The following is a 12,309-nucleotide window of genomic DNA, read 5'->3' on the forward strand; positions in this document are numbered from 1 at the left end:
TCAGGTGCTGCCCTGTGGGAACCGGGCGCGACGCCACGACTGTGCAGGACGGACGGGAGGCGCGCGGCGGGGCCGGCGCGGGCCTCCCGTCCGTCAGGCGGTCACCGTGGCGGGCGTCGGCAGTGCGCCCAGGCCGCGGCGCAGGTCCTCCGGGGTGGCCGCGAGGCACACGCGGACCCAGCCCTCGCCGGACCGGCCGAAGGCGCTGCCGGGCGCGACCGCGACGTGCTCGCGGTGCAGGAGCGCCAGCGCCCACTCGGCGACGTCGCCTCCGGAGGCGTGCGAGACGTCGATCCACAGGTAGAAGGCCCCGCGGGGGTCGAGGTAGCGGATGCCGCCGGCGTCGAGGACCTCCTTCGCCACCGCCAGGTTGGCGCGGTAGTGCTCGCGGGCGTCCTGCACGGCCTGGTGGTCGCCGACGATCGCCGCGAGCGCGGCCCACTGGTCGGGCTCGGCGACGCAGCTGATCATCGCCTCCTGCGTCGTGCGCATGGTCGGCCCGAGTCCCTTCGGCGTCACGAGGTACCCGACGCGGACGCCGGTCATGGCGTAGGTCTTGCTCAGCGAGAACGCCGTGAAGACCCGGTCGTCCTCGTCGAGCGCGGCGATGCTCACGTGGCGCGTGCCGTGGGTGAAGTACTCGTAGACCTCGTCGCTGATCACCCACAGGTCGTGCCGCTTCGCCAGGGCGAGCAGCGCGCGGAGGGTCTCCTCGCCGAACACCGAGCCGAGGGGGTTCGACGGGGAGTTCACCACGATCGCCCGGGTGTGCTCGGTGATGCTCGCCTCGAGCGCCTCGAGGTCGGGCTCGAAGTCGTGCTGCGGTTCGAGCCGGTACGGCACCGGGGTCGCGCCGATGATGTGCGCGTTCATCGTGAAGGTCGTGTAGCCCGGGTCCGGCACGAGGACCTCGTCACCCGGGCTCAGCACGAGCGTCATCGCCTGGAACAGCGCCTGCGTCGCGCCGATCGTCAACCAGACCTGCTCCGGGTCGACGTCGATGCGGTTCTCGCGGCGGAGCTTGTCGCGGATCGCCGCCCGGAGGGGTGCGATGCCGCCGTTCGGCGTGTAGTCGGTGCGGTCCTCGGACCACGCGCGACGGGCGGCCTCGCCGATGTGCGGTGCGACGGCGACGTCCGGCTCGCCGATGACGAGCATCGCGACGTCGGTGCCGTCGGCCTGCAGCAGGGCGGCCTGCTCGTAGACGCGGCGGATGCCGGATGCGGGCACGGTCTCGATCCTGGGGGCGAGGGAGGGCACGTCGACACGGTAGCCGCTCGCGTGTTGCGGCCGCGTTTCGTCAGCGACGCGCGCGCGTCCGGTCCTTTGGCGCCAGCCCGTCCTGCTGGTAGTGTTGGTGGCTGGCTTCCGCGTTCCCCGCCCACGGGTGGAACGCGATGCGACCAAGGGCCCCTCTACCCAGCGGTCGCGACCACCCGTAGAGACGATCAAGGAGCAACACGCATGGCGAACATCAAGTCGCAGATGAAGCGCATCAAGACCAACCTGAAGGCCCAGGAGCGCAACAAGGCCTACCGCTCGGAGCTCAAGACGGTCATCCGTCACACGAACGAGGCCGTCGCCTCGGGCGACAAGGACAAGGCCGCTGCGGCGCTGGTCCTCGCCTCGAAGAAGCTCGACAAGGCCGTGAGCAAGGGCGTCATCCACAAGAACCAGGCGGCGAACCGCAAGTCGGCCATCGCCAAGAAGGTCTCGGCGCTCTGAGTCGCTGATCCTCGGGACGGTCCCTGACCGTCCTGCCGAGAGCCCCGCACCGGTGGTGCGGGGCTCTCGTCGTTCGCGGGTGGTGCGGGAGTGGCGGCGCGGCGACGTCTCTCATGGTGTCGAACCACGGTTGCGACGTCGAACCAGCGCGCACGGCTGGTTCGACGTCGCTTCCGTGGTTCGGAGCGGCGGCCGGCACAACCGGGAGCGCGACGTGCGCAGCCGGCCGGGAGGCCCGGGTCGCCTCAGCGGTCCTCGCCGCGTCGGGCGATGGTGCGCACCATCACCTCGAGTGCGTAGTGCGCGTCACGCGACCCACCCTTCACCGCGGTGTCCGCCGCAGCGATGCTCGTGATCGCGTTCGCCAGCCCGGCCTCGCTCCACCCCGCCACGTCACGCTGTGCGCGCTGGACCTGCCACGGCGCCATGCCGAGCGCGGACGCCGCCTGGCCGCTCGGGCCGCGGAAGGCGCTGACCTTCGCCATCGTGCGGATCTTGCTCGCGAACGCCGCGACGATCGGCACCGGGGCCTCCCCCGTCGCCAGCGCGTGCCGGAGCTCGACGATCGCCGGAGCCGACCGGCCCGCGAGCGCGATGTCGGCGACCTTGAACGCGTTCGTCTCGACGCGGCCGCCGTAGTACTTGTCGACGACGCGGTCGGTGATCTCCTCGGCCTCGTCGGCGAGCAGCTGCCGGCACGCGGCGGCGAGCTCGGCCAGGTCGTCGGCGAAGGCCGCGACGAGCGTCCGCACCGCCGAGGGCGCGATCCGGCGTCGGGCCGCCCGGAACTCCGCGTTCACGAAGTCCGCCTTGTCGGTGTCGCGCTTGAGCTCGTCGCACTGCACCTCGACGCCGCCGCCGACACCGCTGCGGATGGTGTCGAGGAGCTTCTTCCCGCGCACACCGCCGCCGTGCCGCAGCACCAGGGTGACGTCGTCGGCCGGTGCCTGCAGGTAGCTGATCGTCTCGGTGATGAAGGCGTCGGTGCACTTCTCGACGTTGGTGACGCGCACGAGCCGGGGTTCGCCGAAGAGCGACGGGCTCGCCAGCGTCGCGAGGAGGCCGGGGGCGTACTGGTCCGCTTCGAGGTCGTGCACCTCGAGCGCCGGGTCCTCGCCCAGGAGCAGGTCACGGAGGACGCTGCTCGCACGCTCCGCCAGGAACTGCTCGGGTCCGGTGACGAGCACGACCGGTGCCGGGCGGACGCCCGACCACGGTACCTGGTCGATCTTCGCCGCGGCGCGCGCGGGCTTCTTGGCGGGCATGCGTTCCTTCCGTCGGCGCCGGGTCGAGCGGGTCCGGGCCTGCGTCGATCCTACGGGCCACCGGGGACGCTCCGCCGCCGGCCCCACGGCGGGCGGCGCTGCCGTGGGGTCCGCCGGTGGGCCGTCGTCCGCGGCACGCTCCGTCCAGACACGGAGCGCGCCTCCGCCGTCCCGTGACACGACGATCGTGCCCTGGCGGTCGGTCCGGAACGCGGTGGTCCCGGCCGCCCGGAGCGCGTCGAGTGCCGTCCGGGTCGGGTGTCCGTACGTGTTGTCCGCCCCGACGCCGATGAGCCCGACGGGTGCCGCGAGCTGCCGGTAGAGCGCGGGGTCCTGGTCGGACGACCCGTGGTGCGCGACCTTCACGACGTCCGGCCGGGTCTCGACGAGGGGCCGGAGCCGGCGCTGGGCGCGCTCCCCGAGGTCCCCGAGGAACACGTCGGAGACGCAGTGGTCGCACCCCGGTCCGGCGGCGGTCTCGAGGACCAGGCTCGCGTCGTTGCCCGACGCCGCCGCCCCCGCCGGTGGCCCCACCAGCCGCCAGCGGAGCCGTCCGAGGGTGCCCGCCGTGCCGTCGTCGCCGGTGCGCAGGTCGACCCCGGCGTCCTCGAGCACGCGGAGCACCTGGTCGTCCTCGGCCCTGCCCACCGGACCGACCAGCGCACGGTCGGTCCGGTCCGCGACGGCCCCGACCGCGCCGACGTGGTCGCGGTCGAAGTGCGTGAGCACGAGCAGGTCGATCCGCTCGACCCCGAGCAGGTCGAGGCACCGGCGGAGCGCGGGCTCGTCGTCGCCGGTGTCGACGAGCGCCACCGGCCCCTTCCCGTCGCGCACCAGCACGGCGTCGCCCTGCCCGACGTCGCAGGCGACGACCGACCAGTCCCCCGGCACGGTCCCCTGGACGACGAGCCGCGGCACGGCGACGACCCCGACACCGAGGACGACGACCGCTGCGGCGGCGACGAGCAGCCGTGCCCGCGTCCGCCCCCGTGCGAGCACGGCCGCGGCGACCGCCAGGCTGACCAGGCCGGCGGTGGCGATCCCCGTGACGCCGACGGGCCAGTCGAGCTCGGCCGCCGGCAGCCCGGCGGTCGTCGTGGCGACGACCCCGATGCAGGCCGCGGGCACCCACGCGACGTGTGCCGTCACCGCCGCTCCCCACGGCCAGACCGGCGCGAGCAGGCACGCGAGGAGCCCCGTCACCGTGACCACCGGCGCGAGCGGTTCGGTCAGCAGGTTCGCCGGCACCGCGAAGGTCGGCAGCGTCGGGGACAGGACGACGGTGACCGGCCAGCACGCGACCTGCGCGGCGACGGGCACCGACAGGGCCGCCGCGAACGGGGTCCAGAGCCGTCGGGACAGCAGCGCGGTGAGCGGCGGGGCGAGGACGACGATCCCCGCGGTCGCCAGGACGGAGAGGGCGAAGGCGACCGAGCGGGCGTACCAGGGGTCCACGACGAGCATGCCGAGCACCGCGAGGGCGAGGAGCGGGACACCGCGCACCGGTCGCCCGGACAGTCGGACACCGAGGACCACCACCGCCATCACCGCGGCCCGGACGATCGAGGGGTCGGGGCGGACGAGCACCACGAACGCGACGAGGAACCCGCCCGCGAGGGCGGCGCGGCACGGCCGCGGGAGTCCGACGCCACGCCCCACGGCGACGACGAGCGCGACGACGACCGCGCAGTTCGACCCGGAGACGGCGGTGAGGTGGGTGAGCGCCGCGGTCTCCATGGCGGACTCGGTGCCGGGGTCGAGCCCGCTCCGGTCGCCGATCGCCAGACCGCGGAGCAGCGCGCCGCCCGGTTCCGGCAGGCCGTCGGTGACCCGCACGAACGCCTGCCGCACCCGGTCGGTCGCGGCGAGCACACCCGTCGGCGGGTCGACCGCCGGCGCCCCGCGGAGGAACACCACCGCCGCCTCGGGCCCGCCGCCGTCGTCCGACTCCACCGAGGCGCGCCCCGTGAGCACCGCTCCGGCGGGCGCTCGGGTCGGCACGGCCGGCACGATCCGGACCGGCACGTCCAGGCCCCCGGTCCCGCCGAGGCGCCGGAGCGTGCCGGTCGTCGACCGATCGGCGTCGCCGAGGTCGCGCGTGAGCACGACCTCGACCTCCGTCGTCCGTCCTGCGGCCTCGGCGAGCACCGCGGGCGACCGTTCCGGGTACCCGACCCCGACCGCGACGCCCACGAGCGTGCAGCACGCCGCCGTGGTCGCGAGGAGGGCGAGCACCGGCGGCAGCACGCGGACGCCGCTCCCGGTCCGCAGCACGAGCAGCGTGAGGACGACCACGCCGACCGTCCCCGTCGTGCCCACCGTCCACCACGCCGCTCCGGGCCGGCCGACGAGCAGTGCCGCGGTCACCCACGCCAAGGCGACCGGGCCGCCGAGTCGCAGGTCGGCGGGGTGCGGTGCCGGGTCCACGTGCCCGACCCCTCAGACCCGGACCCGGTCGCGCAGGTCGTCGAGGCGCGCCTGACCGATGCCGCTGACGTCGAGCAGGTCGTCGACCGACGAGAACCCGCCGTGCTCCTCGCGCCACGCGATGATCCGCCCGGCGAGTGCCGGTCCGATGCCCGGGAGGGTCTCGAGCGTCGCCTGGTCCGCCGTGTTCAGGTCGACGACCGCGTCCGGCCCGCCGGCGGTGCCGCCCGCCCCGCTGCCAACCCCGCCGCCGGCCCCACCGACCGATGCGCCGCCGGCGGTCCCGCTGCCGCCCGTGACGTCCGGCCCGAGCGCCTCGGGGACCGACGTCTCGCCCACCCGCGGCACGTAGAGCCGTTCGCCGTCCACGACGGCCCGGGCGAGGTTCAGCCGCGCGAGGTCCGCGTCCTCCGCCGCTCCCCCGGCACGTTCCAGCTCGGCGTCCACGCGGGTCCCGACGGGGACCTCGACGACCCCCGCGTGCCGGACGGCACCGAGCACGTACACCGCGGCGACGGCCGCGGACGCGGACGGCGCGACGCTCCCGACCGCGGCGGGACCGCTCGGAACCGGACCCCCGCCGGACGGCGACGGGACCGTCGGAGCCGGCTGCGAGCCTCCCGTCACGGTCACCTCGCCCGACGACCGCCCGCGCAGGGTCCCGACCGCCACGACCACGAGGGCGACGACGACCACCACCGCGGCGAGCACCAGTGCCGCCCGCGGGCTCAGCGTGCACCGCTCCCACCACCGCGCTCCGGTCGACGCGGAGCCGGACGAGGGCGACGTGACGGGCGGGTCGTGGGACATGACCGGCACGCTAGGGCGCACCCGCACACGAGGACGGCCCGGCGACTCCGCACTGTGGAGGAGGCCGCCGGGCCGGTCGACTGGGGAGGAGTGGTGTCAGCCCTTGATGGCGATGTTCACGAGCTTCGGCGCCCGGACGATCACCTTCACGATCTCCCGGTCGCCGATGTACCGCTGGACGTTCGCCGACGACCGTGCGAGCTGCTCGAGCTCGTCGGCCTCGATCGACTTCGACACCTCGAACGAGTCGCGCACCTTGCCGTTGACCTGCACGACCGCGGTCAGCGTGTCCTGCACGAGCAGCGTCGGGTCGGCCTTCCGCCAGCCGTGGGTGGCGACGGTGGCCTCGTGTCCCAGCTTCTCCCACATCTCCTCGCCGGTGTACGGCGCGAAGACGCTCAGGGCGAGCGCGACGGTCTCGACGGCCTCGCGGACGGCGGGGTCGCCCGCGCCGGGGCCGCTGTCGATCGCCTTGCGGGTGACGTTGACCAGGTCCATGAGCCGCGCGATGACGACGTTGAACTTGAACGCCTCCATGAGCCCGGGGGCGTCGGCGAGGAACCGGTGCGTGACCTGCCGGAGCGCCCGGTCGCCGTCCGCCCAGACCGCGTCACGGGACGATGTGACGTCGAGCGCCAGGCGGTACGCGCGGGCCAGGAAGCGCGCGGACGCCGACGGCGACACGTCCTCCCAGTTGATGTCGTCCTCCGGCGGTCCGGCGAAGCCCATCACGAGACGGATCGCGTCGACGCCGTTCGCGTCGAGCTCGTCGCCGAGCGAGACGCCACCCTTCGACTTCGACATCTTCGAGCCGCCCGACAGCACCATGCCCTGGTTGAGCAGCGCCGAGAACGGCTCGGTGAAGTCGAGGTACCCGAGGTCGAACAGGACCTTCGTCACGAAGCGCGCGTACAGCAGGTGCAGGATCGCGTGCTCGATGCCGCCGATGTACTGGTCGACCGGCGCCCACTTCCGCGCGGCCGACGGGTCGAACGCCTGCGTGTCGTCCTGCGCGGACAGGAAGCGCAGGAAGTACCACGACGAGTCGACGAAGGTGTCCATCGTGTCGGTGTCCCGCAGCGCAGGCGTCCCGTCGACCGGGTTCGGCACGTTCACCCAGTCGGTCGCCCCGCCGAGCGGCGAGGTGCCCTTCGGCTTGAGGTCGAGGCCCTCGGTCGACGGCAGGCGCACCGGCAGCTGGTCCATCGGGACCGGGTGCTCGGTGCCGTCGGCGCCGTGGATGATCGGGATCGGGGTCCCCCAGAAGCGCTGGCGCGAGATGAGCCAGTCACGCAGGCGGTACGTCTTGGCGGCACGGCCGGTACCGCGCTCCTCGAGCAGCGAGATCGCGGCGGTGATCGCGTGCTGCTTCGACATCCCGTCGAGCGGGCCGGAGTTGATCATCCGCCCCTGGCCGGTCAGGGCCTCGCCGGTCGACGCCGGGTCGAGCGCGGGCAGGTCCTCGAGCGCCGCGCCCTCGGGGATGACCGGGATCGCACCGGTGACGGGCTGGTTCGTGTCGACGACGACCTTGACGGGCAGGTCGAAGGCCCGTGCGAAGTCGAGGTCGCGCTGGTCGTGCGCGGGCACGGCCATGACCGCGCCGTGGCCGTAGTCGGCGAGCACGTAGTCGGCTGCCCAGATCGGCAGGCGCTCACCCGTGAGCGGGTGGATCGCCGAGCGGCCGAGCGGCACACCGGTCTTCGGGCGGTCGGCGTTCTGCCGGTCGATCTCGGAGGTCTTCTGGGTCGCCGTCAGGTACGCGTCGAAGCCGGCCCGCACGTCGTCAGGAGCAGAGGAGACCAGCTCCGCCGCCAGGTCGGAGTCCGGCGCCACCACGAGGAACGTCACCCCGTGGATGGTGTCCGGCCGCGTGGTGAACACCGTGACGGGCTCGTCGCGCCCCTCGATGACGAAGTCGACGTCCGCACCGACCGAGCGACCGATCCAGTTGCGCTGCTGCGCGATGACCTTCGCCGGCCACCGCCCCTCGAGCTGGTTGAGGTCGTCGAGCAGCCGGTCGGCGTACTTCGTGATCGCGAAGTACCACTGCGTCAGCTTCTTCTTGACGACGACGGCACCCGAGCGGTCGGACGTGCCGTCCGGCAGGACCTGCTCGTTCGCGAGCACGGTCTGGTCCACCGGGTCCCAGTTGACCCAGCTGTCCTTCCGGTACGCCAGGCCCTTCTCGTACATCTTCAGGAACAGCCACTGGTTCCACTTGTAGTACTCGGGGTCCGAGGTGTGGATCTCGGTCGTCCAGTCGAACGAGGGCGCGTACCGCTTGAACGAGGCCTTCTGCTGCTCGATGTTCGCGTAGGTCCACTCCTTCGGGTCGACCCCCCGCTTGATCGCCGCGTTCTCGGCCGGCAGACCGAAGGAGTCCCAGCCGATGGGGTGCAGCACGTTGAACCCCTGCTGCCGCCAGTACCGCGCCACGAAGTCACCGAGCGCCCAGTTCTCGGCGTGCCCCATGTGCAGGTCGCCGGACGGGTACGGGAACATCTCGAGGATGTACTTCCGGGGGCGGGTGTCGTCGAGGTCCGTCGTGAAGAGCCCGAGTTCCTCCCAGCGGGGCTGCCACTTCTCCTGGATGCGGCGGAAGTCGTACGCGTCGGGGTCGACGGCTGCGTGCTCGGTGGAGTGTGCAGTGGGGTGCTCGGTGGTCACGATCACCTAGGGTACAAGGCCTGGAGGCCCGGCCGTCGCCCGCCCCGGACGGCCCGTCCCACGGGCGGTCACCCCGCGACGAGCCGCCCGTCCCGCATCCGTAGGGTGCGGTCCACCAGGTCCGTCGGCACGGGCACGTGCGACACCACGACGACCGTGCGACCGGCCTGGCGCGCGGCACCGACCAGGTCGCGGAGCACGGCGTCGCCGAGGTCGGGATCGACGTCCGCGGTCGGCTCGTCGAGCACGAGCACGGGGAACGCGTGCAGCAGCGCCCGGGCGAGCGCGAGCCGGTGCGCCTGCCCGCCCGACACGAGCACCCCGCGCTCCCCCACGCGGGCGTCCAGACCGCCGCGTCGCGCCACCCAGTCGCCGAGTCCGACCCGGTCGAGCACGCCGGTCAGGTCGGCGTCGGTGGCGGTGTCCCGCGCGAACAGCAGGTTCTGCCGCACGGTCTGGTCGAACACGAACGGGTCCTGTTCGACGAGCCCGACGCGCGCCCGGACGGCGTCCGGGTGCATGGTCCGCGCCTCGACGCCGTCGAGCGTGTAGGACCCCTCGTGGTCGACGAACCGCACCAGGGCGTCGACCAGGGTGGACTTGCCCGCGCCGCTCGGGCCCTCGAGCACGATGACCTCGCCCGGCAGCAGGTCGAGCGACACCCGGTCGACGGCCGGGTCTGCGGCTCCGGGCCACCGCACGGTCAGATCGCGGAGCACCACCGTCACCGGACCGTCGACGACGAGGTCCCGCGGGTCGGCGGGGTCGACCGGCTCGGGCACGATGCCGGCCGGCACGACGGCCGGGACGACCCGCTCCACCCGCTCCGCCGCGGCCCGGACCCGGCGCAGGGTGAGCACGGCCAGCGGCACACCGCCGACGACCTCGAAGAGCGCGAGCGGCACGAAGACGGCGAGCGCCCAGAGCGGCCCGTCGAGCGCACCCGACACCACCGCCGGCGCCCCGACCGCGAGGGTCCCGACCACGGCCCCGCCACCGACCAGCGCGACGAGCGCACCGACGAGGGACTCGACCCGCGCGCGGCGGCGCACGGCCCGGGTCACCCGGGCGTCGAGCGCGGCGATCCGGGCGAGGCGGTCGGGCAGGGTGCCGTAGGCCGCGAAGACGTCGAGCGTCCGGACCGTGTCGAGCACGAGGTCGGCGACGCGGCCCCGGTCGGCCGCGGTCTCCCGGTCCGAGCGCCGTGCGACGGACAGCGTCGTGACGGTGCCGAGCAGCGCGGCGACGGCGAGGGCGGCGACCAGCACGAGGGCGGCCGGCCACCACACCAGGGCGACCGCGACGACGGACAGCACGGCCACGACGCCCGCCGAGACCAGCGGTCCGACGACGCGGATCGGCAGGTCCTGCAGCCGGTCGGTGTCGGTGACGAGCCGGGTGAGCAGGTCGCCGCGACCCGTGGAGCCCAGCCCGGCCGGCGCCACCGACGCCAGTCGCCGGTACATCTCGGTCCGGACGACCGCGAGCTGCCGGAAGGACGCGTCGTGCCCGGCGAGGCGGTCGACGTACCGCAGCGCCGCGCGGCCGAGCGCGAACGCGCGGACCCCGACCATCACGAGCGTCAGGTAGAGGATCGGCGGCTGCTCGGCGGCGCGCGTGATGAGGTAGCCGCTCGCCGCGAGCAGCGCCACGGCGCACACCGCACTCAGCGTGCCGGCGGCGACCGCCTTCGCCCAGCCGGCCCCGTGCGGCAGGGCGAGCCGGAGGACGCTCGTGCCGCGCGCCTCCCGGCTCATGCCCGGACCCCCTGCCGGGTGGTGACCGTCACCGCGCCGCCCGGGAGCACGTCCACGCGGACGTCGGCCGCGGCGAGCACCGCGGGCCGGTGGCTCGCCACCACGACGACGGACCCGTCGTCGGCGAGGGCCCGCACGGCGCGGACGACGGTCCGCTCGGCCTCGGCGTCGAGCGCCGACGTCGGCTCGTCGAGCAGGACGAGCGGCGTCCGGACGCGGCGCGCTCGGTACAGCGCACGGGCGACGGCGACCCGCTGGGCCTGACCACCCGACAGACCGGCTCCGTCCGACCCGACCGGGAGGCCCGGCTCGACCCCCAGCCCCGCCTCGCGCAGCGCGCGGCGCACGTCCGCGTCGTCGGGTCCCGCGTGCATCGCGACGTTCTCGGCGACCGTGCCGCGGACGAGCCGCGGTCGCTGGTCGGCCCACGTGGTGCGCTCGGCGCGGGACGCGTCCGCCGGACCGGGCACCACGACGGTGCCGTCGTGCTCGAGGACACCGCGGATCGCGGCGATGAGGCTCGACTTGCCCGACCCGCTCGGGCCGGCGAGCGCGACGACGGTGCCCGGGGCCGCCCGGAGGTCGAGCGGCCCGATGACGAGGTCGGGGCGACGGACGGTCAGTCCGTCGAGCACCAGCTCCGCGGCGGCGGGGGCCGGTACCGCGTCGGGGCGGGCCGCCGCGACGGCGGTGCGGTCGTCGAGGACGTCGAGGACCGCGCCCGAGGCCTCGACCCCGTCCTGCGCGGCGTGGAAGTCGGCGCCGACCTGCCGGATCGGTGCGAAGGCCTCCGGAGCGAGGACGAGGACGAACATCGCCGCGCCGAGTCCCATGGAGCCGTCGACGAGCCGCACACCGATCGAGACGGCGACGAGGGCGACGGACAGGCTCGCCGCGAGCTCGAGGGCGAAGCCGCTGACGAACGACAGCCGGAGGACCCCGATCGTCCCCCGGCGGTACTCGTCGGTGACGCTGCCGATGCGGCCGACCTGCCGACGCGCGCGACCGAAGACCTTCAGCGTCGCCAGGCCCTCGACCGCCTCGGTGAAGGCGCCGCCGAGCCGGGCGAGCGCGTCCGCCTGCTTCCGCTGGAGTGCCTGCGTGGCGAGTCCGATCAGCACCATGAACACCGGGATGACGGGCATGGCGAGCACGATGACCAGCGCGCTCGTCAGGTCGGCGGAACCGATCGCGACGAGGAGGACCGGCGTCGCCACGGCCGTGAGGGCCAGCTGCGGGACGTAGCGGCCGAAGTAGGCGTCGAGCGCGTCCAGCCCGGGACCGAGCGTCGTGGCGAAGCCGGCGCTGGACCGGGCGGCGAGCCAGGACGGGCCGCGTTCCGCCGCGCGCGCCAGCACCGTCGCCCGGAGCTCGCTCTTCACCGTCGCCCCGGCGCGGGCCGCCAGGTCGTCCGTCGCCCAGGCGGCGACCGCGCGGACGACGAACGCGGCGGCGAGGAGCGCGAGCGTCGGGGACATCGCCGCGGGGAGGCGGCCGTCGCGCACCGCGTCGACCCCGAGGGTGACGGCGGTGGCGATCCCCCACGCGATGCCGATCGTCGCGAGCGTCCGCACCAGGCCGGTCGCCGCCGAGGCGACGACCGACCCGCGGGCGGTGCGCGAGAGCCGGAGCAGGCGCGGATCGAGGGGCTTCAC

The 12,309-nt window shown here is 74.4% G+C and carries 7 protein-coding genes and 1 pseudogene; 1 reads left to right on the top strand and 7 read right to left on the bottom strand.

Annotated elements, in window-relative coordinates; genetic code table 11:
- Positions 1-93 precede the first annotated feature (93 nt).
- Positions 94-1,260, bottom strand: coding sequence for a pyridoxal phosphate-dependent aminotransferase (locus QUG92_RS07965; protein ID WP_289458637.1), 1,167 nt, complete (start codon positions 1,258-1,260; stop codon positions 94-96).
- Between the two features lie 204 nt (positions 1,261-1,464).
- Between QUG92_RS07965 and rpsT the strand changes: the two genes are divergently transcribed.
- Positions 1,465-1,725, top strand: a complete 261-nt coding sequence (gene rpsT / locus QUG92_RS07970; protein ID WP_069711133.1) for a 30S ribosomal protein S20 — start codon at positions 1,465-1,467, stop codon at positions 1,723-1,725.
- A gap of 245 nt (positions 1,726-1,970) precedes the next feature.
- Here the strand turns inward: rpsT and holA are convergent, their stop codons facing one another.
- The 6 genes and pseudogenes from holA to cydD form a co-directional block, all read right to left on the bottom strand.
- Positions 1,971-2,990, bottom strand: coding sequence for a DNA polymerase III subunit delta (holA, locus tag QUG92_RS07975; protein WP_289458770.1), 1,020 nt, complete (start codon positions 2,988-2,990; stop codon positions 1,971-1,973).
- A gap of 654 nt (positions 2,991-3,644) precedes the next feature.
- Positions 3,645-5,417, bottom strand: a pseudogene (locus QUG92_RS07980) (ComEC/Rec2 family competence protein); the annotation flags it as partial.
- A 12-nt stretch (positions 5,418-5,429) separates the two neighbouring features.
- A complete protein-coding gene (locus tag QUG92_RS07985; protein ID WP_289458638.1) occupies positions 5,430-6,227 on the bottom strand; it encodes a ComEA family DNA-binding protein in 798 nt (265 codons plus the stop codon).
- Positions 6,228-6,323: 96 nt separating this feature from the next.
- Complete coding sequence (leuS, locus tag QUG92_RS07990; protein ID WP_289458639.1) at positions 6,324-8,897, bottom strand: leucine--tRNA ligase; 2,574 nt, start codon at positions 8,895-8,897, stop codon at positions 6,324-6,326.
- Between the two features lie 68 nt (positions 8,898-8,965).
- The gene (gene cydC / locus QUG92_RS07995) at positions 8,966-10,654 is read right to left on the bottom strand and encodes a thiol reductant ABC exporter subunit CydC (protein WP_289458641.1); all 1,689 of its coding nucleotides are present in this window, start codon (positions 10,652-10,654) and stop codon (positions 8,966-8,968) included.
- Positions 10,651-12,309: a thiol reductant ABC exporter subunit CydD gene (gene cydD, locus QUG92_RS08000; RefSeq protein WP_289458643.1), complete on the bottom strand. Its 1,659-nt coding sequence runs from the start codon at positions 12,307-12,309 to the stop codon at positions 10,651-10,653. The genes cydC and cydD overlap by 4 nt, the downstream gene beginning before the upstream one ends.

Origin of the sequence: Curtobacterium citri (genome assembly GCF_030362955.1) — a bacterium.
In the GTDB taxonomy this organism is placed as follows: Bacteria; Actinomycetota; Actinomycetes; order Actinomycetales; family Microbacteriaceae; genus Curtobacterium; species Curtobacterium citri.